Consider the following 25,790-nt stretch of genomic DNA (forward strand, 5'->3'; position numbering starts at 1 on the left):
GATAACAGCAGAAGGAGCTTGCCGCTGTCGGTCGGGACAGGGTCCGCGAGCTGCATCGCAACAGTGGCAGAGTAATAATGTTACTCACTTGGTGCTCATGATGATCCAAGCAGGCGGGAATGACAAGGGGATTGGGGCGGCGCTTGAACCGGATCACGGCGCCGCTGTGCCGCAGGCAATAAAAAAGCCGGCACAAGGCCGGCTTCTTCATGATGTGGCTCCCCCTGCTGGACTTGAACCAGCGACATACGGATTAACAGTCCGCCGTTCTACCGACTGAACTAAGGGGGAACAACTTTTTTAAACTGGCTCCCCCTGCTGGACTTGAACCAGCGACATACGGATTAACAGTCCGCCGTTCTACCGACTGAACTAAGGGGGAACAACTTTTCAAACTGGCTCCCCCTGCTGGACTTGAACCAGCGACATACGGATTAACAGTCCGCCGTTCTACCGACTGAACTAAGGGGGAACAACTTTTTCAAACTGGCTCCCCCTGCTGGACTTGAACCAGCGACATACGGATTAACAGTCCGCCGTTCTACCGACTGAACTAAGGGGGAAGAGGCATCGCTTGAATGCGAGGCGCATGTTAAAGGCTGCCCTGGGGGCTGTCAACACTGAAAATGACTTTCCCTGATAAATCAGTCTGTTTGCTGTAATAGTGTGCATGCGGGAGCAAAACTTGTTCAGGGTGGCCAAAGTCTGAGCAGAGTTTGGACGGCGCGATGAACCGGTCGTCAGCATGAGCAAAGCCGCTGCTGTTCGGTGGCTCTCATTCTCAAGTGCTATTCATATGGAGACACCTCTATATAGAAGGTGGTCGTTGCCGGCACGCCGGATGCGTGGCGTGATGAGCGAAGCCGCTTTTTATACCCGCCAAATGACAACTTTTGTCGCCACTCGAAATGAAAGCACCAGGGATAGTGAAAAATATTTTCGACAAAGGAGTCAGGAATGGCCGCCGTAAAAAAGTTATAGCGTGTTATTTGTAATGGGGTTGTTAAGGAATTACCTTGCGGTTGAATGGTTAAAAAACTTTTTAATGGTTTTTATTAATAAATAAAGGCTGATAAATCAGACCTTTTTAAGGTTCGGCGCCCTGGTTTAGCGTCAGTTGGCTGATAACGCACTGTCTATGGCGGTTTTTTCAAATTTTTACTCGGCTCGTTAAGGTGGTCGTTATTTTTCTACAGGGCTTATTTATTTTAATGGCAAAGGTGTGAAAATCTTTTTATTAAAAGGGATTATTTTAATGCATTTGTCATAAATATAAGGTTATAGTGTTTTGGCCTGAGCAGGGAATGGGTTCAGGTGCGGTACTTGGAAATCGAATGTGTTGTTGTCATTGTCGACAATGAAAGTTGGCAATGTGCACAAAAAATAAGTTTGGCTTTCTTTTTATTGTTTTTACATGGAGTACAGTGTTCATGACCGACAAGAAAATCGCTTTGGTAACCGGTGCAGCGGGCGGAATTGGTACAGAAGTATGTCGTTTGTTTGTAAACAATGGCTACAAGGTGCTGGCCACTCACCGTCCCGGCAAGGAGCAACAGGCCGCCAACTGGCTGCAGGAAGAAGGCCTGGCCGGCCAGGATATAAAGCTGCTCGCACTGGATGTTGCCGATCATGACGCAACCGCCGAAGTGCTCGCCGATACCCTGCGCGAGATGGGTCATATCGACGTGCTGGTGAACAATGCCGGCATTACCCGTGACGCCACCTTTAAAAGAATGTCGTGGGAGCAGTGGAAAGAAGTCATGGACACCAACCTGAACAGCCTGTTCAGCGTGAGCCAGCCGATCTTTAACCAGATGTGTGAACAGGGCGGCGGCCGCATTATTAATATTTCCTCCGTAAATGGCCTTAAAGGTCAGTTTGGCCAGGCCAACTATTCCGCCGCCAAGGCCGGCATGATTGGTTTCACCAAGGCACTGGCTGCCGAAGGCGCCCGTTTTGGCGTGACCGTGAATGCCGTGGCGCCGGGTTATACCGCCACGCCCATGGTCACCGCCATTCGTGAAGATGTGCTGGATTCCATCAAGGCCACCATTCCGCTGAAGCGCTTGGCCACCACCGAAGAAGTGGCCGGTGCCGTGCTGTATCTGGCCGGTGAATACGGCGGTTACGTGACGGGTGAAACCCTGTCCGTTAACGGCGGCCTTTACATGCAGTAAGCCTTGCGATTTTTATTTTACGGAGTGAAAAAGAATTATGTCTGAACCTGTATACATTGTTGCGGCAAAACGTACTCCCATTGGTGCTTTCCTGGGTTCACTGAAAACCGTTTCTCCCGCCGACCTGGCCGCGGTCGCCATTAAAGGCGCGCTGGAGCAGGCCAGGCTGTCCGGTAACGATGTGAACGAAGTGATCGTCGGCAACGTGGTCAGTGCCGGTCAGGGTATGGGTATTGGCCGTCAGGCCGCCCTGGGAGCGGGTATTCCCGCCGGCATTCCCGCTTACACCCTGAACATGGTGTGTGGCAGCGGCATGAAAACCCTGATGGACGCCTGTGCCCACATCAAGGCCGGTGACGCCGAGGTGGTGGTGGCCGCTGGTTGTGAAAACATGTCGCAAATTCCTCATGTGGTAAAAGGTGATCTGCGTAATGGTCAGAAGATGGGCGACATGACCCTGTCCGATCTGCTGATCAGCGACGGCCTGACCGACGTGTTCAACCAGTACCACATGGGTGTGACCGCCGAAAACGTGGTGGCCCAGGAAAACATCAGCCGTGAAGAGCAGGATGCCCTGGCGGTAGCCAGCCAGTCCAAGGCGGTGGCCGCCATTGAAGCGGGCTTCTTTAAAGATGAAATCGTGCCGGTGGAAGTGAAAACCCGCAAGGAAGTGCTGAGCATTGACACCGACGAATACCCCAAGGCCGGCACCACCGCCGACAGCCTGGCCAAACTGCGTCCGGCGTTCAAACGTGATGGTGGCTCGGTGACCGCGGGCAACGCCTCCGGCATCAACGACGGCGGCAGCGCCATTATCGTGGCCAGCAAGTCTGCCGTTGAACGTCTGGGCCTGACCCCGCTGGCCGAAGTGGTGAGCTATGGCCAGGGCGGTATCGATCCGGAAATCATGGGTCTGGGCCCGGTGCCCGCCATCGCCCAGGCGCTTGGCAAGGCCGGGCTGAAGCTCGCCGACATCGAACGCCTTGAGCTCAACGAAGCCTTTGCCGGCCAGGCCCTGGGCGTGGTGCGTCAGCTGTCGAACCAGCATGACATCACCGAGCAGGCGCTGCTTGAAAAAACCAACAAGAATGGCGGCGCCATCGCCCTGGGTCACCCCCTGGGTGCCTCGGGTAACCGCATCATGGTCACCCTGCTGTATGAACTGCAGCGCAGCAACGCAAGCCTCGGCCTGGCGTCATTGTGCGTGGGCGGCGGCATGGGCACCGCGGTTATCCTCAAGCGCGTGTAATTTTTCGGCGGTGCAACGGCGCCGCCACTCCAGTCAGTTTCCATACAAAGGACGTCATCATGTACACGGATATCTTCAAAACCTTTAACGATCAGACCGAAAAAGCCTTTGGTCCCCTGTATCAGTACAACCAGCTGGTCGCCAAAAACTTTACCGCCCTGACCAACCTGCAGCTGGAAGCCGCCCGCCAGTATGCCGACATCGGCCTGGCCCAGCTTCAGGCCAACAGCCAGGTACGGGACGTGCAGGGCCTGGTCACCAGCGGTGCCAAACAGCTGGAAACCATGAACCGCATCAGCCAGCAGATGATTGAAGACGGCAAGAAACTGGCCGAGCTGAGCCAGGAATTCAAGGCCGGTCTGGAAGCCCTGGCCGCCGATGCCAACAAGGGCTGAGCCCCGGCCTTTTCATTGGTTGCTTGATAAGGGAAGGGGCCGCATGGCCCCTTTCTGTGTGTCGGGCAAACGGCGGTGACCTTTTCATACAGGGAGGGAGACAATGCAGCAGAACATGTTTGAGAGTGGCGATCCCATTCGCCAGTTTTTTCAGTGGAACGAGACCGTCTGGTCCGATCTGCAAAAAGCCAGCCTGGGCGACAATCCGGTGACCGAGGCGCTGTCCCGGGTCAATGCCGAGGATCTGAAAACCTTTTATGAGGTGGTGGCCAGCAACCCGGTGCGCCTGCTCGATATGCAAATGCAGTGGTGGCAGGGGCAGCTGGCGATCTGCCAGAACAGCATGGTCAAGGCCATTGACCGCAGCGCCGACAGTGTGATTGCCGATCCCCCCGGAGATCGTCGCTTTCAGCACCAGAGCTGGAAGGACGATCCCAACTTCGACTTTCTGCGTCAGTCCTACCTGCACTTTGCCAACTCCCTGATGCAGACCCTGGAAGTGGTGGAAGGGCTGCCGGATCCGGTGCGCCAGCGGCTGATCTTCTTTTTCCGTCAGACCATCAATGCGCTGTCGCCGACCAACTTTATCTGGAGCAACCCCGAGTTGCTGCACCGCACCCTGGAAGAAAAGGGCGCCAACCTGGTCAAGGGCATCAGCCTGTTTCAGGAAGATCTGGCCAACAGCGCCAACCTGCTGAAAATCCGCATGACCCGGCAGTCCGCCTTTGAGCTGGGCAAGGATCTGGCCACCACCCCGGGTGAGGTGGTGTTTCGCAACGACATCTTTGAGCTTATTCAGTACGGCGCCACCACCGAGCAGGTGCACCAGACGCCGCTGCTGGTGATCCCGCCCTTTATCAACAAATTCTATATTCTGGACCTGCGCGAGCAAAACTCCCTGGTGCGCTGGCTGCGGGATCAGGGGCATACGGTGTTTCTGATGTCCTGGCGCAACCCGGGCAAGGAGCAGGCCAGCATCGGTTTTCAGGACCTGATCAACTCCGGCACCATGGAAGCGATTCGGGTCATTGAGCGCATCACCAGCGAGAAGGAAGTCAATGCCATCGGTTACTGCATTGGCGGTACCCTGCTGGCCAGCACCATGGCCCTGTACGCCGCCCGGCGCATGAAACCGAGAGTGAAAAGCGCCACCTTCCTCACCACCCTGCTCGACTTTACCCAGCCGGGGGAAGTGGGGGTCTTTATCAATGAGCCAGTGATTGGCGCCATGGAGCAGATGAACGACGCTCAGGGCTACTTCGATGGCCGCCAGATGGCGGTGACCTTCAGCCTGCTCAGGGAAAACAGCCTGTACTGGAACTACTACATCGACAACTACCTCAAGGGCGAGGAGCCGGCGGACTTTGACATTCTGTACTGGAACAGCGACAGCACCAACCTGAGTGCCACCTGTGCCAGTTTCCTGCTGCGGGATCTCTACCTCGACAACAAGCTCAGCAAGGGCGAGGTCAAGGTGGGCAACTTCGGCGTGGACTTGTCCAAGGTGAAAACCCCCAGCTACTTTCTGTCCACCAAGGATGATCATATCGCCCTGTGGGACGCCACCTTCAAGGGAGCCAGAATGCTGGGCGGTGACACCACCCTGGTGCTGGGTGAGTCGGGCCACGTGGCCGGGGTCGTCAACCCGCCTGCCAAAAACAAGTACGGCTACTGGCTGAACGATGAGTCGTTCGAGTCACCGGAGCAGTGGCTGGGCTCGGCCAGACGAGAAGCCGGCTCCTGGTGGCCGCACTGGCAGCAGTGGGTGGCCCCACACCTGGGCAAGCCCGTTGCCGCCCGTGCCATTGGCAACGAGGAGTGCCCGGGCCTGATGCCGGCGCCGGGCCGTTATGTGCAGCAAACCCTGCCGATAGAAGAGTAAGCAGACTGCTTTCTCGCCAGCCAAAGCCGCTCTTGAGCGGCTTTTTTGCTTTTAGGGGCAATATCGGGGCCGGCCTATTGAGCCCTGCGCCGGAATCATGGATCATGGTTGTTTGATCCCATCACACCATTTTCCAGTTTCGAGGTGCATTGAATGAGTCAGGCGGACCACAGTCCCAGCAATTTCATTCGTCAGATCATTGATGAAGATCTGGCCAGCGGCAAGCATCAGTCGGTGCAGACCCGTTTCCCTCCGGAGCCGAACGGCTACCTGCACATTGGCCATGCCAAATCCATCTGCCTGAACTTCGGCATTGCCGAGCATTACCAGGGCAAATGCAACCTGCGCTTTGACGACACCAACCCCGAAAAGGAAAGTGTGGAATATGTCGAGTCCATCAAGCGTGACGTGCAATGGCTGGGCTTTGAATGGAGCGGCGACATTCACTATTCCTCCGACTATTTTGAACAGCTTTACGGTTACGCGGTGGAGCTGATCGAAAAGGGCCTGGCCTATGTGGACGAGCTGACCCCGGAGCAGATCCGCGAATATCGCGGCACCCTGACCAGCCCGGGTCGCAACAGCCCGTACCGGGATCGTCCGGTGGAAGAAAACCTGGCGCTGTTCACCCGCATGCGCAACGGCGAATTTGCAGAAGGTACCGCCTGCCTGCGCGCCAAAATCGACATGGCCTCCTCCTTTATGGTGATGCGCGACCCCGTGATTTACCGGGTGCGCTTTGCCCACCACCACCAGACCGGTGACAAGTGGTGCATCTACCCCATGTACGACTTTACTCACTGTATTTCCGATGCGCTGGAAGGCATTACCCACTCCCTGTGTACCCTGGAGTTTCAGGACAACCGCCGCCTTTACGACTGGGTGCTGGACAACATCAGTATTGACTGCCACCCGCGCCAGTACGAGTTCTCCCGGCTTAACCTGGAATACACCGTCATGTCCAAGCGCAAGCTCAACCAGCTGGTGACCGACGGCCATGTTCAGGGCTGGAACGATCCGCGCATGCCCACCATTTCCGGCCTGCGTCGCCGTGGCTACACACCGGCGTCCATTCGTGAGTTCTGCCGCCGCATCGGCGTGACCAAGCAGGACAACACGGTGGAAATGGGCATGCTGGAAGCCTGTATTCGGGACGACCTCAATGAAAACGCGCCCCGCGCCATGGCGGTGCTGCGCCCGGTACGACTGGTAATCGAAAACCTGGCCGATGGCCACGAGGAAATCCTCAAGGCGCCCAACCATCCCAACAAGCCCGAAATGGGCGAGCGGGAAATTCCGTTTACCCGTGAAATTCTCATTGATGAAGCGGATTTTCGGGAAGAGGCCAACAAGAAGTACAAGCGGCTGGTGCTGGGCAAGGAAGTCCGCCTGCGCAACGCCTATGTGATCAAGGCCGAGCGGGTGGAAAAGGACGATGCCGGCAACATCACCACCATTTACTGCAGCTATGACCCCGATACCCTGGGCAAGGATCCCGCCGATGGCCGCAAGGTCAAGGGCGTGATCCACTGGGTGTCCGCCAGCCACGGCGTGCCTGCCGAAGTGCGGCTGTACGACCGTCTGTTCAGCGTACCCAACCCGGGCGCGGCCGACTCCTTTGAGGCGGCGCTGAACCCGGCGTCACTGCAGGTGCTGGAGCACGCCGTGGTAGAGCCGTCTTTGGCGGCGGCACCGGCGGAGCGTGCCTACCAGTTCGAGCGGGAAGGCTACTTCTGCCGCGACAGCGAGTCCGGCGTGCTGGTGTTCAACCTCACCGTGGCGCTGCGTGACTCCTGGGGCAAGGAAGGCGCCTGAGCCTCACAGCCCGGGCCGGCAGGCCCGGGTTACAAAGACAAAAAAGCCGCAGTCGTCTGCGGCTTTTTTTATGGTGTTTGGCAACGACTCAGTCGTCGTTATGGTCACACTGATCGTTGTTGCAGTGGCCGTAAAGATAGAGGCTGTGATTGGTCAGCTTGATGTTGAACTGAGTGGCGATGTCACGCTGGCGCTGCTCAATGACCTCGTCGTGAAACTCGATAACCTTGCCACAGTCGAGACACACCAGGTGGTCGTGATGCTCCTGAGTCGCCAGCTCAAATACCGACTTGCCGCCTTCGAAGTGATGACGGGTGACAATGCCGGCGTCATCAAACTGGTTCAGTACCCGATACACGGTGGCCAGGCCGATTTCCTCGCCCTGATCGATCAGCAGCTTGTACAGCTCTTCGGCACTGACATGCTGGGTTTCGGGTTGCTGCAGCAGCTCCAGGATCTTGACCCGGGGAAGTGTGACCTTGAGTCCTGCTTTTTTCAGTGCTTGGTTATTATCGGCCATAAAATCAACGATTCGCATTTCATTTGGGTATTGATGTCAATTTTGCGTCTTCCCGCCGCTAAAGGCAACCCGAATTCACTTAGATCCCAAAAGGGGGCCGGGTTAGCGGCCAGCGTGAATCAATGATTTTATCTGAGCTGTATTTTTGACGATGCAAGCTGAAAAACACGGCCAGGCCGACGAGAAAAACCGGCTGGCGCGTAAAGCAGTCATACGGATTTATTTGAACCGTGACAGACTCGACGAAATCCGACGTTCCGGCCCCGCTGACGGTGAGTAATTTTCAGGGTTTGGTATTATCATTGTGAATGAAAACCACGTTTGACTGCCGACATTGGAGTAAATGCTTCATATGTGTAAAAAAGCGGCAAACAGACGCTAAATCATGACGTTAAGCAAAAATTCCTAATGTCATGGTCTATAAAATAATTTGCGATGACTAGGGAACTTCGTTCATACTTAGCTCGCCAATGTGGTCTTTTTGACTCCCATTAAAAACAAGGAGCAGGTAATGCGTAATAAAATGATGATGGTTGGTGGTGTTGTTGGTGCCCTGATGCTGGCTGGTTGTAGCTCCACTACCGCTCTGGAAGAGAAACTGGACATGCTGTCTCAGGACGTTCAGGCCGTTCAGCAGGGTCAGCAGTCCAACGCTGCCAAGATCGATCGTCTGGCTGCCGACGTTGCCGAAGCCCGCGCTTCTGCCGACCGCGCCAACTCTCGCCTGGATCAGATGGGCCGTTACACCAAGTAATCGTTCCCTTCGAATATCAAAAAGGCCTGACGCAAGTCAGGCCTTTTTTTATGTTTCGCCAAAGCGCCCGCAGGCGCTTGTTATTTAATACAGCGTTTGTCCTACCAGCTGCGGCGTGGCCTGTTGCTGGCTGATGATTTGTTCGAGGGTGCTGCGGTCGAGGCCGTTTTCCAGCAGCGGTGCCAGTGCACTCATGTCGACGGGGCGGGTATCCCGCTGTCCTTCCGGCGTCAGCGGCTCATGGGATTCCACAAAGGTCTGGCCGTATTCATCGGTGCTGACCTTGAGGGACTGGTTGACGATCTGCACGCGAGTCCCCTTGTCGACCTGGGCGAACAACCATTCCACGTGCTCCGGATACATGCGAATGCAGCCGGCACTGGAGCGCAGGCCCACGTCCAGGGGGTCATTGGTACCGTGGATCAGGTACTCACCACTGCCATAGGACAGGCGCATGGCGTATTCGCCGAGCGGGTTATCGGGGCCGGCCGGCACCACGGTGGGCAGGGGAATGCCCTTGGCGGCATATTCCCGGCGCGTATTGGCGGTGGGCGTCCAGGTGGGATTTTCCCGCATCTGGGAAATGGAGGTCACCATTTCGGGAGTCGCCCGACCGACCCGGCCGATGCCGATGGGAAAGACGTAGACCTGCTCTTCGTTTTCCGGATAGTAATACAGTCGAAGCTCCGCAAGGTTGATGACGATGCCCTGAGTGTCTGCGCGCGGCAGCAGCATCTGGTTGGGGATCACCACCCGGTCACCGGGGCGCAGCAGCAGCAGATCCCGCTTCGGGTTGGCGGCCATGATCAGAATGGGGCTGACCCCGTAATAGCGGGCGAGGGCGGCCAGGGTGTCACCTTCCTGCGCGGTGTGGATCAGAATTTGCCCGACCGGCTGGCCTCTGTCTTCGGGCAGGGGCAGCGGGCGCACCGAGGCCTGGGCCAGGGACACCGGCAGCAACAGGCTCAGCAGTATGGCACTTAACAGTTTCATTGCGTGGTTCTCTCACTTCGGGTGAAGCCGGGATCATACTCTTGTTGCACAAAAAAGGGATGCGCCCGGCGCATCCCTTAGAGACCCGAGCTGTCGCGTTAACCTTCCAGCTCTTTCAGGCACATTTCTTCGTAAACCTGCTTGCACCAGGCCTTGACCCTGTCCTGAGTCAGCTCGGGCTGGCGGTCTTCGTCGATGCCCAGACCCACGAAATGGGCGTCGTCCACCAGGGCGCGGGACGCTTCAAAGTCGTAACCCTCGGTGGGCCAGTGACCGATAATGATGGCGCCCTTGGGCTCAACGATGTCCTTCAGGGTGCCCATGGCGTCAAGGAAGTACTCGGCATAGTCTTCCTGATCACCGCAGCCAAAGATGGCGACCAGCTTGTCGTTGAAGTCGATTTGCTCCAGCTCGGGAAAGAAATCATCCCAGTCGGCCTGGGACTCACCGTAGTACCAGGTGGGAATACCCAGCAGCAGCAGATCGAAACCGGCGATGTCTTCCTTGGTGCTCTTGGCAATGTCGTGAACCTCGACCAGATGCTTGCCCAGCTCTTTCTGGATCATCTTGGCCACGGCTTCGGTATTGCCGGTATCACTTCCAAAAAACAGACCTACACTTGCCATAATTATGCCGTACCTGTTGAGAATGGTGTTATTGAAACCTGGCCCTAGTCCTGATCCTGCTGTGCCAGTTGCTGCAGCAGCAGGGCCTGGATCAGCTCGGCTCGGCTGAGCCGGCGTTCATCGGCCAGAATATTGAGTTTGCTGAACAGTTGCTCATCCACCTTGAGCTCAATGCGCCGAAGACCGCGTTCACGATCCCGCTTGAGCTGGTTGCGTTTGTTGAGCTTGAGCTGAACCTGCCGGGGCAAAGGGTTGGTTTTGGGTCTGCCGGGCCGACGTTCGTCGGCAAACAGGTCCAGCGTGGTTCTGTCTGCTTCTTGCTTGGCCATGGGTCAGCCCAGACCACCGCTTTCCCAGGCCGCCTCGATAATGCCTTTGGCCACGAAGCCGGCACAGCCCAGAAACAGCACCAGCCAGACCACAAAACGACCAAATTTGGGCACGTTACCGCGCTTGAGCACATCCTGAATGGCCAGCCCGATCAGCAAAAAAATGGCCACGAAAAACAGCTTCAGGCCCAGGCTTTCCAGCAGCTCGATTTGATCCAGTGACATTGTGTTGACCGACCGTTAAGAATGGGCGCCACTATAGCATAAAGCGCCAAAGCCTGTTAACTGACTGAAAGCAGGAAATCCTGCACCACGCGGTTGAATGCCTGAGGTTTTTCCGCATGCAGCCAGTGCCCGGCATTTTGTATTACCCGGGCCCGGGCATTGGGAAACTGGGCCTGCACCTCGGGCTGGTGCTCGGGCAGCAGATAATCGGACTCGCTGCCCTTGATAAACAGCACGGGTCCTTCAAAGGGGGCGGGCAGGCCGGGCCAGCCCATGATGTTGTTATAGGCCTTGCGCAGCGCCGCCACGTTAAAGCGCCAGCCGGCCTCACCAGCCACAAAGGATTTGAGCAGAAACTGGCGAACGCCGGCAATGGCGACATGCTCGGCGAGCACGGCATCGGCTTCCTTGCGGCTTTGGCAGCCGGCGTCGATCACCGCCTGCAGGCCGGCAAACACCTCCTGGTGGCGGGCTTCCCGGTAGGCCACCGGCGCCATGTCGGCCACCACCAGGCCCCGCACTCTGTCGGGGGCCAGGCCGGCGGCCATCATCACCGCCTTGCCACCCATGGAATGGCCCACCAGGGCGGGCCTGTCCAGTTGCAGCTGCTCGCTCAGCTCGAGAATGTCGTCGGCCATGGCGGCGTAGGTCATTTCTTCGCTGCGGGGAGACTGGCCGTGGTTGCGCAGATCCACGGTAATGACGTCAAAGTGTTCGGTCAGGGCCCGGTTCAGGCCATTGAGGTTGTCAAGGTTGCCAAACAGGCCGTGCACAAGCATGACCGGCATGCCCTGGCCCTGGCGGCGATAGTTCAGTTGCATGACATCCTGTTTTCATTGAATAGAGAAAGTGGCCATATTGTTGCCCGGGTCACTCCCGGGCGCAACCCGCTTGGGCCGGACCCCGGCTCCATGTATAATCGCCACTCTTCACTGGGAGTGGATATGCCAGAAAAAATGATGAAAACCATAGAGGTGGATGAAGAGCTTTACCGTTATATCGCCAGCAATACCCGGCATATTGGCGAAAGCGCCTCGGACATACTGCGCCGCCTGCTGAATCTGGACAACAAGGCCGATGCCGAGCCACAGCCGGCCACGGCTCCTGTCGTGACCCAGGGCGAGGGGGTGCGTCACATGCTGGAGTCGGGCACCCTTGCGGCCCAGGATTCCGCCATTGAACGCTTTATGACCATATTGTCGGTGCTGTACCGGGAAAACCCGGCGGCCTTTGCTCAGGCATCCGACATCAAGGGCCGCAAGCGCATTTACTTTGCCGATTCCGAGGCCGCCCTGCTGGCTGCGGGCAACACCACCAAGCCCCGCGCCATTGAAGGCAGCCCCTACTGGGTGATCACCAATACCAATACCGGCCGCAAACGCAATATCGTGGCGCAGCTGATGGCCGCCATGGGATACGCCCACGGTTTGATCGAGCGGGTCAGCCAGAGCATCTGATTACGTCAAGGACAGTAAATACATGAGCACGCATCCCAGAGCGGGCCAGCCGGCCCGGCCCGGCGATCTCGTCAATATTCCTCAACTGATGGCCGCCTTTTACCAGCGGGTGCCCGATGCCGGTGTGCCGGCCCAGCGGGTGGCCTTTGGTACTTCGGGTCACCGGGGCTCCGCCCTCGATACCAGCTTTAACCAGGGACATATTCATGCCATTTGCCAGGCGGTGGCCGAATACCGCCGGCAGCAGGGCCTTGATGGTCCGCTGTTTCTGGGTATGGATACCCATGCGCTTTCCGAGGCGGCCTTTGGGTCAGCGCTGGAAGTGCTGGTGGCCAACGGGGTTGAGGTACGGGTACAGCAGGGTGGGGGCTATACGCCCACCCCGGTGATCTCTCATGCCATTCTGGGCCACAACCGGGCGCAGGCCGGTGGCGTGGCCGACGGTATCGTGATCACCCCGTCCCACAACCCGCCCCGGGATGGTGGCATCAAGTACAACGGCCCCGATGGCGGTCCGGCCAGCGCCGAAGCGACCGGCTGGATCCAGCAACGGGCCAACGAACTGCTGGCCGGCGGCAATGCCGGTATATGCCGTCTGCCCTTTGCCGAGGCGGAGCATAAGGCCGTGCCGCACGATTATGTGGCCAGCTATGTAAGTGAGCTGGAGCAGGTGATCGACCTTGCCGCCATTCGCAAGGCAGGCATTCGTATTGGTGTGGACCCGCTGGGCGGCTCCGGGCTGGCCTACTGGCCGCACATTGCCGAGCGCTACGATCTCGATATAACCGTGGTGAATGAGCGTCAGGATGCGGATTTTGGCTTTATGACACTGGATCATGACGGCAAAATCCGCATGGATTGCTCCAGCCCGTACAGCATGCAGCCCCTGCTGGCGCTGAAGGACGAGTTTGATATCGCCTGCGGCAACGATCCCGACTACGACCGCCACGGCATTGTGGATGCCGATGGCCTGATGAACCCCAATCATTACCTGGCGGTGTGCATTCATTACCTGTTTACCCACAGGCCGGAGTGGCAGGCCAATCTGGCGGTGGGCAAGACCCTGGTGTCATCGTCCATTATCGATCGGGTGGCTGCGAGCCTGGGCCGGCCGCTGATGGAAGTGCCGGTGGGCTTCAAGTGGTACGTACAGCCGCTGATGGACGGCAAGCTGGCCTTTGTGGGCGAGGAAAGCGCCGGGGCGTCGTTCCTGCGCAGGAACGGCGATGTCTGGACCACCGACAAGGACGGCTTTATTCCCTCGCTGCTGGCGGCGGAAATTCTGGCGGTGACCGGCAAGACACCCCACCAGTATTACGCCATGCTCACGCAGGAGCTGGGGCGGCCTCATTATCGCCGGGTGGATGCCTCCGCCAGCCACGATCAAAAGCGCGTACTGGCCGGGCTCAACCCCGAGAATGTGCAGGCCGACACCCTGGCGGGCGATACCATTATTGCCCGGCTGACCGCAGCTCCCGGCAACGGTGCGGCCATCGGCGGTCTGAAGGTGGTCACCGAGCAGGGCTGGTTTGCCGCCCGGCCCAGCGGCACCGAGCAGGTGTACAAGATTTACGCCGAGAGCTTTCGCAGTGAGGCCCACCTGGATCAACTGATTGCCGAAGCCCGCGCCCTGGTGGACGGCGTGTTTATTAACGCCGGCGTCTGACCCTTGTCTTTTCGGCCGGCCATTCTGGCCGGCCTGATGCTACTCTTCCCGTTTTTCACTGCTGTTTAATCATCAAGTTTTAGACATTGATACTGAAATCGTGTTTTATTGCATATGAATCTCTCGCAATAAAATGGAATTTTGGAGGTATCTGTGAAAGGAAGCCGACTTGATGAGTTTCTTGAGCTCAGCCGGCAGTATCCCTGGCACCTGGCTCCCTTTACCGAGCTGCTGGCCGATGGCACGCGGGCGGAGGTATGGGACACGGGCGTGCTTTGCCTGGAAGCGGCCTCGCCGGGAGCGCGGGATATCGTGATCTCCTGCGGTATTCATGGCAACGAAACCGCCCCCATCGAGCTGTGTGAGCGGCTGCTGCAGCAGCTGGTGTCGGGCAGCCTGAAGTGCCGGCAGCGACTGCTGCTGATCTTTGGCAATCCGGCGGCCATGAACGCCGGGGTTCGAGAGCTGGAAGAAAACCTCAACCGGCTGTTTTCCGGCGCTCATGCCGGCGGCCAGTCCCGCGAGCGGCAGCGGGCGGCGGCACTGGAAGGATATGTCTCGCGTTTTTTTGAGGCCCGCGCCGGCACAGAGCGCTTGCACTACGATCTGCATACCGCCATTCGGCCTTCTTTACATGAAAAGTTTGCGGTCTACCCCTTCACTCATGGCGCCCCCTACCGCCGCAGCCAGCTGGCCTTTCTGCAGGCCGCCGGAGTGAACACCGTGCTGTTGTCTCAGGGGCCCACCAGTACCTTCAGCTATTTCAGTGCTCACGAGTTTGGTGCTCATGCCTTTACCCTTGAGCTGGGCAAGGTAAGGCCCTTTGGCGAAAACGATCCTGCCCGAGTCAAGGCTATGACCGATTGTCTGGCGGCGCTGGTGTCCACGCCCGGCTGGCAGCCGCCGGCGGTGGATCTGTCACGCATGCGGGTATTCGACGTCAGCCAGGAAATCATCAAGCAAAGTTCACATTTTCGGCTTAATTTTAGCAAGGATGTACCCAATTTTACTCCATTTGAGCCCGGTGCCTTGTTGGCAACCGACGGTGAGCGGCACTGGTGTGTACAATCCAGTGAGGAAGCCGTGGTGTTTCCCAACGCCGGTGTGGCGGTGGGGCAGCGGGCGGCGCTGATGGTCACTCCGGTGCGACTGAGCGAGACACAGTTGATATGAGAAGAGTGCAAAATTGGACACAATTTTTTGACGTGGACTGAATTTTTGTAAACGGATTGTAGATTTTAGGTGTGTCGTTGTGTAATCATTCGATTGCTGAAATGTGGAATACAAAAAATACAAAAAAATATCACTTTGTATTCAAATCAGGATTCACCCTTTGAACCATGTGAAGGAATCACGGTTATGAAGCACACCTGCAAGCGCGTTTTCACCCTGTCTGCCCTGGCCCTGGCCGTTTCTGTTGCTCCTCAAGTGAGCGCCGCCACCTGGTCCGACACCTATATCGGCTATCGTTACAGCACTCAGTATACTGAACCGTTTAAAACAGACGATATTCAGAAGCATGTTCTGCAACTGACCCACGCCAGCGGCTACGCCTACGGTCAGAACTTCTTCAATCTGGATGTGCTGCAGTCCGATGAAAATGATCCGGCAAATGGTACTGATAACGATGGTGCGCTGGAAGCCTATCTGACCTACCGCCATCAGCTGCATCTGGGCAAGGTGTTTGACACCGATCTGAGCTTTGGTCCGGTCAAGGAAGTGGCATTGAGTGCCGGCTTTGATCTCAATACCAAGAATACCGCAGTTGCTCCTCGTAAAAAGCTGCTGCTGGTGGGCCCGACCCTGAAGTTTGCAGTGCCTAAGGGCTTCCTGGACTTCAGTATATTTTATGCTCATGAGCGTAATCACAACGCTTTTAATGATCCGCAAGACATCACCTTTAACGATTACACCGTTTACAACCTGGCTTGGGGTCTGCCCTTTAATGCCGGTCCGGTACCCATGAAATTTCAGGGCTTTGCCAACTACAATACTCCCAAGGGGCAGGGTACCGACTATGAAATTCTGTCACGTCCGTCACTGATGGTGGATGTGGGTCAGCTGGCCTTTGACAAGAGCAACACTCTGTGGGCCGGTGTGGGCTACGAATACTGGAACAACAAGTTTGGTATTAATGGTGTACCGGGTGTCGACACTCACGCCCCGACCTTCCAGCTGGAATGGCACTTCTGAGCGGATTATTGGAACAGGTTTCCTGGAAATGAAAAAAGAGCGCTTCGGCGCTCTTTTGTTGTTTTGGATTCAGAAGCGCCAGACTGCCAGGCCCTGCACGGCGCTTTCGGTGACCGAACTGCCGTACTTGTTATGCCAGTACTGGTATTCCACCCCCACAAACAGTCGCTGAGGTTCATTGAACAGGGTTTTGCCCAGATCGTAGCGCAACTGGGGCTGGGCCAGTACGTGCGCCTTTACCTTGTCGCCGAACTCGTTGTGGCGGCTGCCAATGTATTCCAGGTGGCCTTCCAGGCTGAAGTCGTGGTTGCCAATGCCGAAGGGAAAGGCCCAGGCGGTATCCAGCATCCAGCTGTCACTTTCTTTGGGGGAGCCACCACCGGCGACACCGACATTGTCGTCGATATAGGCGGTGATCAGGGTGTTAAAGAAGGCGGCACCGGGTACCTCCAGGGCCAGCTGTATTCCGGGCAGGTATTTGCGTACCTTGCTGTCGCCGCCGGCATTCACGCCAAGTACTATGCCCACGTCCTTGACCGGGCCAAAGCTCAGCTCGCGGCCGCTGATCTTGCCAAGGCTGAAATTGAAATAGCCCTCTCCATACCAGTCACGCTGGCGCTGGTCGTCCTTCCAGTCGGAGTAATCCACGAAAAAGAAGTTGTCACCATACTTCCAGCCACTGGCATGCTGCAGGGTATAGATATTGGTGGTGGACTTGCGATCCGCTGAAGGGCCAAAGGGTTGTTGTTTGAGGTTACCCAGCTGGTAGTGCAGTTCGGTGGTGCTCCAGTCGGCGGCGAAGGCCTGGGTGCCAGCCATGGCGACCAGCAGGCTGAGGGCGGATTTTTTCATCATGACTCCCTGTTCTTTGTATGCATTGTGTCGGGGGATTGAAAACAGAATATTTGCCGCTGGGTGTAACCGTTGCGGCACCGGAATGTTACCCATGTGTTGCATTCTGGTTTGTGACGGGAGTCACAACTTTATTTTATTTCTTTATGTGAAGATTCTTTTTATGAAGGTAAATAAATGAAGGGAGAAGTCACCGCCGTCGGCTTGCGGGTGTGTAAAAAGCAGAGTGAAGCGGTATTCAGACCAAAAAAAGAAGCTTTTCAGCTTCTTTTTTGACTCAATCGGCGGCCGTTCCGGGTTTGGCCGGCTGGGGCGGAGTGTCATCCTGTACCCTGGTTTTGCTCACTTTGGGACCAAAGGGATAGCGTCTGTGAGTAAACACATAGTGATAGGCGCTGGCAAAGCCCACCATAAAGAGGGTGCCGGCCAGGGTGGGCAGAATAAAGTCGAGTGGGGTCAGGTGGGCACCGGACAGATAGATAAGAATGGGGTTGGCACCGGCAGGCGGATGCAGGGTGTCGGTCAGTACCATCAGCATCAGACTCAGGCCAAAACACAGGCCAATGCCCAGCAGGGGGTCGGGGATCAGCTCCAGGCCGGCCACGGTCAGACAGGTGGTCAGCAGGTGCCCGAAGATCACGTTTTTGGGACGGGACAGGGGGGCCGAGGGTAACAGCAGCAGCAATACCAGAGTGGCCCCCATGGGCGCGCTCAGCACCATGAAATGGGTCCAGTCTTTCAGGTAGCTCAGGCAGATAACGGCGACAAAACCGGCGATACCGGCGAGGGTGGCGTCGCGCAGGCGGTGTTTAAAGTGCATTGAGACCTCGTTGGTATGGAGCTTTTATTATCTATGCTTATAAATAGAGCGGTTAAATTGTATTTATAATGCATATAAAATAAAAGTCGTCCCTGATGAAAAATGCGCATAACTTATGCGAAGGAGTGCCTATGAACGAGCATGAATCCCTGCGCAAGGCATTGCACTGGCTGACGGAGCAACCTCAAATCAACGGCGACGCCATTGCCGAGGCCAGCCGGCATTTTGACCTCTCGCCCCTCGACGAGCAGTTCCTGCGGGACTATTTTCTCAGACGCACTCAGGTCAAGCCTTCAAAAAGTGCACAAAGTGATGATTTGAAAAGCAATTGAACCGACGTACCCTTTACAGCACAAGGCTGAGCGCAGTATGATTTGCGGCGTCAGGAGGGGTGGCAGAGTGGTTGAATGCACCGGTCTTGAAAACCGGCGTGGGTTAATAGCCCACCGTGGGTTCAAATCCCACCTCCTCCGCCAGACAGCAAACCCGGGTTAACCCCCGGGTTTTTTTGTGCCTGAAGCTGGCTGCGGACGTTGAAAGCCGCCACCGTTGCCGTGATCGCCGGCCTGCATTACATTAGAACCTGATTGTTTAAGAATGAGGCCGAACGTAATGAAAACAGTGGTGCAGGTTGATTTTCCCTTTGCGGGGCCATTTGGCGAGGAAATGGCCGAGGCCATGGCCGGGCTGGCTCATTCCATTACCGAAGAGCCGGGGTTTATCTGGAAAATCTGGACCGAAAACCCGGTCGATGGTGAGGCGGGGGGGGTCTACCTGTTTGAGGATGAAACCAGTGCCCGCCGCTATCTGGAAAAACACACCGCCCGGCTCGAGAGCTTTGGTGTTACCGGCATTCGCGGCCGGATCTTTGCAATCAACCAGGCCCTGACCGCCATCGATCACGGCCCGGTGTAATAAAAAACGCCGGCTTTTATGGCCGGCGTTATCATCAGGCGGACTGGGCCGAACGCCGACGGCGCTGCAGCCAGGCCACCAGGCCCGTCAGCATCAGGGCGGGAATAAACATCCACTCCTTGTCGGGGCGGTCCGACGGGCGCTGCAGCGCTTTGATCTCCAGATCGAAGTCCACCCCCAGCCGTTCGGCCTGACTACCAAAGTCGACCATATCGATGATCACCTTGTCATCCTGCGTGCGCAGACTGCTGATGCCGGTGCTGGCCAGCCGTTCACTGGCACTTTGACGGTCGGCATCAAAGCTGAGCTTGACGATCTTGTTCACCGGCTCACCGAACAGGTTGTTGCCGCCCAGCTGCAAAATGATCGACTCGCTTGCCGGCAGACTTTCCACTACCTGCTCCCACTGACTGGCGTCGTACTGTGCCATGGGCGGAAACAGCTTGTCCCAGAAAAAGCCGGGCCGGAACAGGGTAAAGGCCACCAGTAGCAGGGCCAGGGTTTCCCACCAGCGGCTTTTGACCAGCCAGAACCCCTGAGTCGCGGCGGCAAACAGCAGCATGGCCGCCAGGGCGCTGGCAATGGTGAGCAGCAATCCGCCCCAGCTCTCTATGCCCAGCAGCAACAATTGCGTGTTGAAGATGAACATGAAGGGCAGAATGGCGGTACGAATGTCGTAGGTGAAGCCCTGAATACCGGTTTTAATCGGATCGGCCTTGGCAATGGCGGCGGCGGCAAAGGCTGCCAGGCCCACCGGTGGCGTGTCATCTGCCAGTATGCCGAAGTAAAACACAAACAGGTGCACGGCAATCAGCGGCACAATCAGTCCGTGCTGGGCCCCCAGATTGACGATCACCGGTGCCATCAGGGTGGACACCACTATGTAGTTGGCGGTGGTGGGCAGCCCCATGCCCAGCAGCAGGCTGATGACGGCGGTGAAGATGAGCATCAGCAGCAGGCTGCCGCCGGAGATAAACTCCACAAACTCCGTCATGACAAGGCCGATGCCGGTCAGGGTGACGGTGCCCACCACAATGCCGGCGGCGGCGGTGGCCACCCCTATGCCTATCATGTTCCGTGCCCCGGTCACCAGCCCCATGAAGAGATCAAAGGCGCCTTCCCTGAGCATGCCTTCGGACGCTTCCTTGCGGAACAGGGCCTTGAGCGGCTTGTGGGTGACCACGATAAACATCATGAACAGGGTGGCCCAGAAGGCGGACAGCCCCGGCGACAACCGCTCCACGGTCAGACACCACACCAGCACCACGATGGGCAGCAGGTAATACATGCCCGACTTGAAGGTGGGGCCGGGCTCGGGCATGTGAATGTCCGGGTTGTCCGGGTCATCCATGGCCAGGTCAGGCAGCCGGGCGGACCAGGCCACCAGTGCCAGGTAAATCACCAGTGCCAGGGCACTCAGTACCCAGGTGGCCAGGGGGCCAAACAGGGTCTTGGTCCAGCCAATGCCGTAATAAATGACGGCGGTCAGCACCATCAGGCCGATAATCATGGTCAGAAAGCCGAGCAGGCGCTGGGCAATGGTCACGTGCCGGCGCTGCTGCAGCGGCTGCATACCGGCCTTGATGGCCTCCAGGTGCACGATATAAATCAGGGCGGCATAGGAGATCAGCGCCGGCAGTATGGCCGCCTTGATCACCTCGATATAGGAAATGCCCACGTATTCCACCATCAGAAAGGCGGCGGCCCCCATGATCGGCGGCGTCAGCTGACCATTGGTGGAGGCGGCCACTTCCACCGCCCCCGCCTTGGTGGCGGGAAAACCGACCCGCTTCATCAGCGGAATGGTAAAGGTGCCCGTGGTCACTACGTTGGCAATGGAAGAGCCGGACACCAGCCCTGACAGCCCTGAAGACACCACCGCGGCCTTGGCCGGGCCGCCGCGCAGGTGACCAAGCAGGGAAAACGCCAGCTTGATGAAATAGTTACCGGCACCGGCCCGCTCCAGCAGGGAGCCGAACAGCACAAACATAAACACGAAGGAGGTAGACACCCCCAGCGCGACGCCGAACACCCCTTCGGTGGTCAGCCACTGGTGGGTGACGGTGCGGGCCAGGCTGGCGCCACGGTGGGCGATGACGTCCGGCATCCAGGGACCGGCAAAGGTGTAAAACAAAAAGATGGCTGCTACCACCATCAAGGGTGGCCCAAGGGCCCGGCGGGTGGCTTCCAGCAACAGCACCATGCCGATACAGGCCACCACCAGATCCTGCATGATCGGCAGGCCCGGCCGGTCGGCCAGATCCCGGTAAAACAGAAACAGGTAGGCGGCACAAAAAGCGCCGATCAGGGCCAGTGCCCAGTCATGCCAGGGAATGCGGTCCCGGGGCGAATGGGTCAGCGCGGGAAAGGCGGTAAACGACAAAAATACCGCAAACGCCAGGTGAATGGAGCGGGCCTCGGTATCATTGAAAATGCCCAGATTGAACATAAAGGGCAGGGGCGAGACATACCACAGCTGAAACAGGGCCCAGCACAGGGGCACCAGCAGCAGCACCCAGTGGCCAACGCCGGTGGGATGGCGGCCGCCGGTATCGGCCTGGGCCAGCATCTCGTCCAGCTGTTGTTGTGTGTTGTCCTGAGGCGGGTGGGACATGGGCTTTTCCTCCGAAGGTCAGGGGCAAACAGCAAGCCGGGGCGGCAAGACACATGCTTGCCGCCCCGGATACTTCCTGACCGAAACAGTAGGGGAAGCGGGCTTCCCCGGTGCAAGGCTGGATTACTCTACCAGGCCGGCTTCCTTGTAGTACTTTTGAGCACCTGAGTGCAGCGGGGCGCTCAGACCGTCCTTGACCATTTCTTCTTTCTTGAGGCTGGCAAAGGCCGGGTGCAGGCGGACAAACTGCTCAAAGTTGTCGAACACCGCCTTGGTCAGCTGGTAAATCTGCTCTTCCGGTACCTTGGCACTGGTCACCAGGTTGGCACCCACACCAAAGGTGTGTACGTCTTCATCGGCACCGGTGTATTCACCACCGGGAATGGTGATGTGACGATAATAGGCATTGTCGGCGATCAGCTTGTCGACCACCTCGCCATTGACTTCAACCAGGTTGGCTTCACAGGCGGTGGTGGCTTCCTTGATGGAGCCGTTGGGATGGCCCACCACATAAACAAAGGCATCGATGCGGTTGTCACACAGGGCCTGGCCGTGTTCCGCGGGGCGCAGCTCGGACACCAGGCTGAAGTCGTCCTGAGTCCAGCCATAGGCGTTCATCAGCACTTCCATGGTGTCGCGCTGGCCGGAGCCGGGGTTGCCGATATTGACCCGCTTGCCCTTGAGATCCTCAAAGGTTTTGATGTTGGCATCCTTGCGCGCGACTATGGTCACCGCTTCACCGTGCAGAGCGAACACGGCGCGCAGATCTTCAAACGGACCCTGCTCGGCAAAGCCGTTTTCGCCATTCAGTGCCTGATATTCCAGATCCGACTGGGCAATGCCCACTTCCAGTTCGCCGGAGCGCAGGGAGTTCAGGTTGTAGGGAGAGCCGCCGGTGCTCTCTACCGAGCAGCGAATGCCGTGCTCGGCCCGGCCCTGGTTGACCAGGCGGCAAATGGCACCACCGGTGGGATAGTAAACGCCGGTAACACCACCGGTCCCTATGGTAATAAAGCTTTGTTCCGCCGCCATGGCGGCGGGTACGCCGGCACCCAGTCCCAGGCTCATGATGGCCGCTGCACCGCTGATGGTTTTTTTGATCGACATAGTTCCTTTTCCTTGTCTTAAGGTTCAACAGTCGTAGTTATTTTTTAGCTAAGGCATTCAAAGATAGCAAAAAATGAGTTTGGAAAGCGAGGATAAAGGTGTCTTTTGAGTATGGTGGTAAAACGAAAAAAGCCGGCACTGAGGCCGGCCTGACAGTACGCCGCCCGGGTTAACGGCTGTTGATGGCGGCAATCATGCGGTGCAGGGCCTCGTCGAGCATGGCCCGGGGGCAGCCGAAGTTCAGCCGCACAAAGTCACTGCCGCCGAACTGGCCACCGGGGGAGAGGCCCACCCCGGCCTGTTCAAAGAAACCGATGGGATCGTCCAGCTTCAAGGCGCTGATGTCGATCCAGGCCAGGTAGGTGGCCTCGGGCGACAACACCTTGACGCCGGGCACGCCGTTCAGGCGCTCCACCAGCAGGTCCCGGTTCTGGCGCAGGTACTCGAGCTGGGCCTGCAGCCATTCTTCGCCGTCGGCGTAGGCGGCTTCGGCGGCCACAAAGCCCAGCAGGTTGACATCGGCCATGATGCCGCGGGCGGCGCGAATAAAGCGGGTGCGAAGCTCTTGGTTGGGTACCACCGCAAAGGAGCAGCACAGGCCGGCGATATTAAAGGTCTTGCTCGGCGCCATCAGAATGATGCTGCGGTCGGCGGCATCCTGGTTGATGTCGGCATAGGGCACGTGAGGCTTGCCTTCGTCGAGCAGCAGATCGCAGTGAATTTCGTCGGAGCACACTACCAGATTGTGGCGTTTGGCAATGTCGTTGATTGCTTCCAGCTCCTCGCGGGTATAAATGGTGCCCCCCGGATTATGGGGGTTGCAGAACAGCAGCAGTTCGCTGTCTTTGGCCTGACGCTCAAGGGACTCGAGATCCAGCAGCCAGCGGCCGTCCTTTTCCACCATTTCCACGTGCGCCGCCTTGCGGCCGTGAAAGCCCGGGGCGTGCAGGAAGGGGTAGTAAATGGGCTTGGGCATCAGTATGTTGCTGCCCGGCTCGCTGAAAGTCTGACAGGCCAGGTTCAGGGCCGGTACCACGCCGGGCATGTACACCAGCCAGTCGGCCTGGATCTCCCAGCCATAGCGTTCGCGCAGGCGCTCGATAATCAGCTCGGTAAGCGCCGGGGTGGGGCGGCTGTAACCAAAAATGCCGTGCTCAACCCGTTCGCTCAGGGCTTCAATCACGGCTGGCGGGGCCTTGAACTCGGTGTCGGCCACCCACATGGGCAGAATGTTGGTGCCTTCGTATTTCAGCCACTTGAGGGCGCGGGTAGGGCGGCGGTCTATCCACTGATCGAAATCAAACATGCATGAATCCTTGTCAACTGCGAGCCCAAGAGCATAAGGAAGCGGGCCCGGGCTGGCAAGGATCAGCGCGGGCTCTCGGACTCGCTGCCCTCGTCGTAGTGCTGGCGGATCAGGCTCAGCAGCAGGCTGGCGGCCGGTCCGGGCGGGGTGGTGCCGGGCAGGATCAAATGGGTAAAGCGCTTGCGCAGCGCCTGGTTGACCATGCTGAGCCGCACCAGCACGCCGTCGTTAATCATGGGGGACACCACGTCCAGGGGAAGCCAGGCGAAGCCCACACCCCGGCGCAGCAGCGACAGGGCATCATGCAGGTGGTGAATGATCCAGCGCTGCTCGGCCCGGGCCCAGCCCTCTTCCTGCTCGTTGCCGTCGGCCAGCACCAGCTCCAGCTGTTGCTCGAGCTCGGTCTGGCCCACTTCGTCCAGCTCCGCCAGCGGATGGCCGGGGGCACACACCGGCACATAGACGGTGGTGGCCAGGGGCAGTGAGGTGAGGTTGGGGTAGGCGCGGGAAGCAAACACCATGTTGGCGGCCTGCTGGTTGATCACCGTCTGGCAGCCGGACGGCTGGGTCTCCACCAGATGAATGCGGCAGCCCCGGGACTGGCCACGGAATTCGGCCAGCGCCTCGTAAAGGGGGGCCCGGGGCAGAGAAGCCTCCACCACGATACGCAGCACCGGCTCCCATCCGCTGGAGAGAATATCGGCCAGCCGCTCCAGGCTTTCCACGTCCTGAGTCAGCTTGCGCGAGCGGCGCAGAAACACTTCTCCCTGAGGGGTGAGGCAGGCCTTGCGTCCACGCACTTCCAGTAACGCCAGCCCCAGCGCCTGCTGCAGCTTGGCCACCGCATGGTTAAGGGATGACTGACTTTTGTTCAGTTTCTCCGCCGCCTGAGCGTAGCCGCCAAAATCGACCACCGCCTGAAAGATACGCCATTGCTCTACCGTGCTTTTGGGACGATACATGGATGAAATGCCTGCCTTGGCGATGCCGTTACGGGACCTTGAGCCGGCCCCTTGTTATTGGTGTTGCTTCAGTTTTAGCCGATTTTGGCGGTGCTGTCAGCCAGGTCCAGTCAGCTTTGCGTGGTGTCTCCGGCCACCCGATCGGCCTGGGCATCGATGGACTGGCCATTCACAGCCTCGCTGTCGCTGCCCATCAGGTAGAGGTAGGGACCCATGATGTCGGCGGGGGTACGCAGGCTGGAGGGGGCCTCGGCCGGGTAGGCCCGGGCGCGCATGCTGGTGCGGGTGGCGCCCGGGTTGATGCAGTTGGCGCGTACGCCGGAGCCGTCCAGCTCGGCGGCCAGCACCTGCATCATGCCTTCGGTGGCGAACTTGGAAATGGCATAGCTGCCCCAGTAGGCCCGGCCCTGTTTGCCCACGCCGGAGCTGGTGTAGATGATGGAGGCCGGCTTACTGTCTTTCAGCAGCGGCAGCAGGGCCTGGGTCATCAGCAGCTGGGATTTGACGTTCACCTGCATCACCTGGTCCCACTCGTCTTCACCGATCATTTCAAAGGGCCCCAGGGCGCCCAGCTGGCCGGCATTGAACAGCACGCCGTCGAGGCGGCCGAACTGCTGGCGCAGGGTGGCGGTCATGTCCAGGTAGTTTTGTTTGGTCGCGCCCTGCAGGTCCAGGGGAATAATGGCCGGCTCCGGGCTGCCCTGGGCCAGCAGTTCGTCGTACACGGCTTCCAGCTTCTTGACCGTTTTGCCCAGCAGCACCACGGTAGCGCCGTGGGCACCATAGCTCAGGGCCGCCTGACGGCCGATGCCGTCTCCGGCGCCGGTAACCAGAATGACCTTGTTCTTGAGCAAATCGGGGGAGGGTTGATAATCGAGCATGTGCCTTGTTCTCTGTGCGCAATTTCAGTGTGAGCCGATCAAACCAGACTCC

General features: G+C 58.1%; 25 protein-coding genes and 5 tRNA genes. 13 read left to right on the forward strand and 17 right to left on the reverse strand.

The annotated features are described in order from the left end of the window. Positions 1–215: 215 nt before the first annotated feature. From Q9290_RS02375 to Q9290_RS02390, 4 genes are all read right to left on the reverse strand, one after another. Positions 216–291 (reverse strand) — tRNA-Asn (locus tag Q9290_RS02375). 15 nt (positions 292–306) lie between these two features. Then, positions 307–382 (reverse strand) — tRNA-Asn (locus tag Q9290_RS02380). 14 nt (positions 383–396) lie between these two features. Then, positions 397–472 (reverse strand) — tRNA-Asn (locus Q9290_RS02385). Between the two features lie 15 nt (positions 473–487). Continuing rightward, positions 488–563 (reverse strand) — tRNA-Asn (locus Q9290_RS02390). Between the two features lie 867 nt (positions 564–1,430). Here Q9290_RS02390 and phbB point away from each other — a divergent pair. From phbB to glnS, 5 genes are all read left to right on the forward strand, one after another. Then, entirely contained in the window at positions 1,431–2,177 is a 747-nt protein-coding gene (phbB, locus tag Q9290_RS02395; protein WP_306078028.1) for an acetoacetyl-CoA reductase, read from the forward strand. Between the two features lie 37 nt (positions 2,178–2,214). Next, entirely contained in the window at positions 2,215–3,426 is a 1,212-nt protein-coding gene (locus tag Q9290_RS02400; protein WP_306078029.1) for an acetyl-CoA C-acetyltransferase, read from the forward strand. Between the two features lie 59 nt (positions 3,427–3,485). Next, complete coding sequence (locus tag Q9290_RS02405) at positions 3,486–3,821, forward strand: phasin family protein (protein ID WP_306078030.1); 336 nt, start codon at positions 3,486–3,488, stop codon at positions 3,819–3,821. Between the two features lie 103 nt (positions 3,822–3,924). Beyond that, positions 3,925–5,703 carry a class I poly(R)-hydroxyalkanoic acid synthase gene (phaC, locus tag Q9290_RS02410; protein ID WP_306078031.1) on the forward strand — a complete coding sequence of 593 codons (1,779 nt, stop codon included), beginning with the start codon at positions 3,925–3,927 and terminating at the stop codon, positions 5,701–5,703. A 153-nt stretch (positions 5,704–5,856) separates the two neighbouring features. Continuing rightward, positions 5,857–7,518, forward strand: a complete 1,662-nt coding sequence (glnS, locus tag Q9290_RS02415) for a glutamine--tRNA ligase (RefSeq protein ID WP_306078032.1) — start codon at positions 5,857–5,859, stop codon at positions 7,516–7,518. Between the two features lie 88 nt (positions 7,519–7,606). Here the strand turns inward: glnS and fur are convergent, their stop codons facing one another. Then, the gene (gene fur, locus Q9290_RS02420; RefSeq protein ID WP_306078033.1) at positions 7,607–8,038 is read right to left on the reverse strand and encodes a ferric iron uptake transcriptional regulator; all 432 of its coding nucleotides are present in this window, start codon (positions 8,036–8,038) and stop codon (positions 7,607–7,609) included. Positions 8,039–8,549: 511 nt separating this feature from the next. On the opposite strand from fur, the gene Q9290_RS02425 reads away from it, so the two are divergent. Next, positions 8,550–8,792, forward strand: coding sequence for an LPP leucine zipper domain-containing protein (locus tag Q9290_RS02425; protein ID WP_019935707.1), 243 nt, complete (start codon positions 8,550–8,552; stop codon positions 8,790–8,792). Positions 8,793–8,876: 84 nt separating this feature from the next. On the opposite strand, the gene Q9290_RS02430 is transcribed toward Q9290_RS02425, so the two are convergent. From Q9290_RS02430 to Q9290_RS02450, 5 genes are all read right to left on the reverse strand, one after another. Next, a complete protein-coding gene (locus tag Q9290_RS02430; RefSeq protein WP_306078034.1) occupies positions 8,877–9,785 on the reverse strand; it encodes a L,D-transpeptidase family protein in 909 nt (302 codons plus the stop codon). Positions 9,786–9,883: 98 nt separating this feature from the next. Next, positions 9,884–10,411, reverse strand: a complete 528-nt coding sequence (fldA, locus tag Q9290_RS02435; RefSeq protein ID WP_306078035.1) for a flavodoxin FldA — start codon at positions 10,409–10,411, stop codon at positions 9,884–9,886. Positions 10,412–10,455: 44 nt separating this feature from the next. After that, positions 10,456–10,740, reverse strand: a complete 285-nt coding sequence (gene ybfE, locus Q9290_RS02440) for a LexA regulated protein (RefSeq protein ID WP_306078036.1) — start codon at positions 10,738–10,740, stop codon at positions 10,456–10,458. Positions 10,741–10,743: 3 nt separating this feature from the next. Continuing rightward, a complete protein-coding gene (locus tag Q9290_RS02445; RefSeq protein WP_306078037.1) occupies positions 10,744–10,965 on the reverse strand; it encodes a DUF2788 domain-containing protein in 222 nt (73 codons plus the stop codon). Positions 10,966–11,021: 56 nt separating this feature from the next. Next, positions 11,022–11,786, reverse strand: a complete 765-nt coding sequence (locus Q9290_RS02450) for an alpha/beta fold hydrolase (protein WP_306078038.1) — start codon at positions 11,784–11,786, stop codon at positions 11,022–11,024. Between the two features lie 138 nt (positions 11,787–11,924). Between Q9290_RS02450 and seqA the strand changes: the two genes are divergently transcribed. The 4 genes from seqA (at position 11,925) to Q9290_RS02470 (ending at position 16,281) form a co-directional block, all read left to right on the forward strand. After that, the gene (gene seqA, locus Q9290_RS02455; RefSeq protein WP_306078179.1) at positions 11,925–12,422 is read left to right on the forward strand and encodes a replication initiation negative regulator SeqA; all 498 of its coding nucleotides are present in this window, start codon (positions 11,925–11,927) and stop codon (positions 12,420–12,422) included. Positions 12,423–12,444: 22 nt separating this feature from the next. Continuing rightward, positions 12,445–14,088 carry a phosphoglucomutase (alpha-D-glucose-1,6-bisphosphate-dependent) gene (gene pgm / locus Q9290_RS02460; protein WP_306078039.1) on the forward strand — a complete coding sequence of 548 codons (1,644 nt, stop codon included), beginning with the start codon at positions 12,445–12,447 and terminating at the stop codon, positions 14,086–14,088. Positions 14,089–14,241: 153 nt separating this feature from the next. Then, positions 14,242–15,261 (forward strand): succinylglutamate desuccinylase, encoded by a 1,020-nt coding sequence (gene astE, locus Q9290_RS02465; RefSeq protein ID WP_306078040.1) that lies wholly within the window; start codon positions 14,242–14,244, stop codon positions 15,259–15,261. Between the two features lie 186 nt (positions 15,262–15,447). Next, complete coding sequence (locus Q9290_RS02470; protein WP_306078041.1) at positions 15,448–16,281, forward strand: outer membrane protein OmpK; 834 nt, start codon at positions 15,448–15,450, stop codon at positions 16,279–16,281. Positions 16,282–16,350: 69 nt separating this feature from the next. On the opposite strand, the gene Q9290_RS02475 is transcribed toward Q9290_RS02470, so the two are convergent. Beyond that, the gene (locus tag Q9290_RS02475) at positions 16,351–17,136 is read right to left on the reverse strand and encodes a nucleoside-binding protein (RefSeq protein ID WP_306078042.1); all 786 of its coding nucleotides are present in this window, start codon (positions 17,134–17,136) and stop codon (positions 16,351–16,353) included. Positions 17,137–17,410: 274 nt separating this feature from the next. Continuing rightward, on the reverse strand, positions 17,411–17,953 hold the full coding sequence (locus Q9290_RS02480; protein WP_306078043.1) for an HPP family protein: 543 nt from the start codon (positions 17,951–17,953) through the stop codon (positions 17,411–17,413). A 131-nt stretch (positions 17,954–18,084) separates the two neighbouring features. Here Q9290_RS02480 and Q9290_RS02485 point away from each other — a divergent pair, with 131 nt between their 5' ends. From Q9290_RS02485 to Q9290_RS02495, 3 genes are all read left to right on the forward strand, one after another. Next, positions 18,085–18,285, forward strand: coding sequence for a hypothetical protein (locus Q9290_RS02485; RefSeq protein ID WP_306078044.1), 201 nt, complete (start codon positions 18,085–18,087; stop codon positions 18,283–18,285). A 53-nt stretch (positions 18,286–18,338) separates the two neighbouring features. Next, positions 18,339–18,429 (forward strand) — tRNA-Ser (locus Q9290_RS02490). 136 nt (positions 18,430–18,565) lie between these two features. Next, on the forward strand, positions 18,566–18,868 hold the full coding sequence (locus Q9290_RS02495) for a monooxygenase (RefSeq protein WP_306078045.1): 303 nt from the start codon (positions 18,566–18,568) through the stop codon (positions 18,866–18,868). A 34-nt stretch (positions 18,869–18,902) separates the two neighbouring features. Here the strand turns inward: Q9290_RS02495 and Q9290_RS02500 are convergent, their stop codons facing one another. The 5 genes from Q9290_RS02500 to Q9290_RS02520 all read right to left on the reverse strand — a co-directional run bounded on the left by Q9290_RS02500 (position 18,903) and on the right by Q9290_RS02520 (position 25,738). Then, on the reverse strand, positions 18,903–21,482 hold the full coding sequence (locus tag Q9290_RS02500; RefSeq protein ID WP_306078046.1) for a TRAP transporter permease: 2,580 nt from the start codon (positions 21,480–21,482) through the stop codon (positions 18,903–18,905). A gap of 123 nt (positions 21,483–21,605) precedes the next feature. Continuing rightward, entirely contained in the window at positions 21,606–22,589 is a 984-nt protein-coding gene (locus Q9290_RS02505) for a TAXI family TRAP transporter solute-binding subunit (protein WP_306078047.1), read from the reverse strand. Positions 22,590–22,758: 169 nt separating this feature from the next. Beyond that, positions 22,759–23,895: a MalY/PatB family protein gene (locus tag Q9290_RS02510; protein ID WP_306078048.1), complete on the reverse strand. Its 1,137-nt coding sequence runs from the start codon at positions 23,893–23,895 to the stop codon at positions 22,759–22,761. Positions 23,896–23,957: 62 nt separating this feature from the next. Further along, complete coding sequence (locus Q9290_RS02515) at positions 23,958–24,857, reverse strand: LysR family transcriptional regulator (RefSeq protein WP_306078049.1); 900 nt, start codon at positions 24,855–24,857, stop codon at positions 23,958–23,960. Between the two features lie 110 nt (positions 24,858–24,967). Continuing rightward, positions 24,968–25,738, reverse strand: coding sequence for a YciK family oxidoreductase (locus Q9290_RS02520; RefSeq protein WP_306078050.1), 771 nt, complete (start codon positions 25,736–25,738; stop codon positions 24,968–24,970). Positions 25,739–25,790 lie beyond the last annotated feature (52 nt).

The sequence above is a fragment of the Oceanimonas aquatica genome, from assembly GCF_030732065.1.
Taxonomy (GTDB): Bacteria; Pseudomonadota; Gammaproteobacteria; order Enterobacterales; family Aeromonadaceae; genus Oceanimonas.

What these genes read in the sequence shown, in the direction of transcription:
- Q9290_RS02450 (WP_306078038.1), bottom strand. Translation starts at nt 11,786, where the DNA reads ATGCAACTGAACTATCGCCGCCAGGGCCAGGGCATGCCGGTCATGCTT.
- Q9290_RS02430 (WP_306078034.1), bottom strand. Translation starts at nt 9,785, where the DNA reads ATGAAACTGTTAAGTGCCATACTGCTGAGCCTGTTGCTGCCGGTGTCC.
- Q9290_RS02495 (WP_306078045.1), top strand. Translation starts at nt 18,566, where the DNA reads ATGAAAACAGTGGTGCAGGTTGATTTTCCCTTTGCGGGGCCATTTGGC.
- Q9290_RS02405 (WP_306078030.1), top strand. Translation starts at nt 3,486, where the DNA reads ATGTACACGGATATCTTCAAAACCTTTAACGATCAGACCGAAAAAGCC.
- Q9290_RS02505 (WP_306078047.1), bottom strand. Translation starts at nt 22,589, where the DNA reads ATGTCGATCAAAAAAACCATCAGCGGTGCAGCGGCCATCATGAGCCTG.
- Q9290_RS02445 (WP_306078037.1), bottom strand. Translation starts at nt 10,965, where the DNA reads ATGTCACTGGATCAAATCGAGCTGCTGGAAAGCCTGGGCCTGAAGCTG.
- ybfE (WP_306078036.1), bottom strand. Translation starts at nt 10,740, where the DNA reads ATGGCCAAGCAAGAAGCAGACAGAACCACGCTGGACCTGTTTGCCGAC.
- Q9290_RS02470 (WP_306078041.1), top strand. Translation starts at nt 15,448, where the DNA reads ATGAAGCACACCTGCAAGCGCGTTTTCACCCTGTCTGCCCTGGCCCTG.
- Q9290_RS02520 (WP_306078050.1), bottom strand. Translation starts at nt 25,738, where the DNA reads ATGCTCGATTATCAACCCTCCCCCGATTTGCTCAAGAACAAGGTCATT.
- Q9290_RS02510 (WP_306078048.1), bottom strand. Translation starts at nt 23,895, where the DNA reads ATGTTTGATTTCGATCAGTGGATAGACCGCCGCCCTACCCGCGCCCTC.
- phbB (WP_306078028.1), top strand. Translation starts at nt 1,431, where the DNA reads ATGACCGACAAGAAAATCGCTTTGGTAACCGGTGCAGCGGGCGGAATT.
- seqA (WP_306078179.1), top strand. Translation starts at nt 11,925, where the DNA reads ATGAAAACCATAGAGGTGGATGAAGAGCTTTACCGTTATATCGCCAGC.
- Q9290_RS02425 (WP_019935707.1), top strand. Translation starts at nt 8,550, where the DNA reads ATGCGTAATAAAATGATGATGGTTGGTGGTGTTGTTGGTGCCCTGATG.
- fldA (WP_306078035.1), bottom strand. Translation starts at nt 10,411, where the DNA reads ATGGCAAGTGTAGGTCTGTTTTTTGGAAGTGATACCGGCAATACCGAA.
- Q9290_RS02480 (WP_306078043.1), bottom strand. Translation starts at nt 17,953, where the DNA reads ATGCACTTTAAACACCGCCTGCGCGACGCCACCCTCGCCGGTATCGCC.
- glnS (WP_306078032.1), top strand. Translation starts at nt 5,857, where the DNA reads ATGAGTCAGGCGGACCACAGTCCCAGCAATTTCATTCGTCAGATCATT.
- Q9290_RS02500 (WP_306078046.1), bottom strand. Translation starts at nt 21,482, where the DNA reads ATGTCCCACCCGCCTCAGGACAACACACAACAACAGCTGGACGAGATG.
- fur (WP_306078033.1), bottom strand. Translation starts at nt 8,038, where the DNA reads ATGGCCGATAATAACCAAGCACTGAAAAAAGCAGGACTCAAGGTCACA.
- Q9290_RS02515 (WP_306078049.1), bottom strand. Translation starts at nt 24,857, where the DNA reads ATGTATCGTCCCAAAAGCACGGTAGAGCAATGGCGTATCTTTCAGGCG.
- pgm (WP_306078039.1), top strand. Translation starts at nt 12,445, where the DNA reads ATGAGCACGCATCCCAGAGCGGGCCAGCCGGCCCGGCCCGGCGATCTC.
- Q9290_RS02485 (WP_306078044.1), top strand. Translation starts at nt 18,085, where the DNA reads ATGAACGAGCATGAATCCCTGCGCAAGGCATTGCACTGGCTGACGGAG.
- Q9290_RS02400 (WP_306078029.1), top strand. Translation starts at nt 2,215, where the DNA reads ATGTCTGAACCTGTATACATTGTTGCGGCAAAACGTACTCCCATTGGT.
- Q9290_RS02475 (WP_306078042.1), bottom strand. Translation starts at nt 17,136, where the DNA reads ATGATGAAAAAATCCGCCCTCAGCCTGCTGGTCGCCATGGCTGGCACC.
- phaC (WP_306078031.1), top strand. Translation starts at nt 3,925, where the DNA reads ATGCAGCAGAACATGTTTGAGAGTGGCGATCCCATTCGCCAGTTTTTT.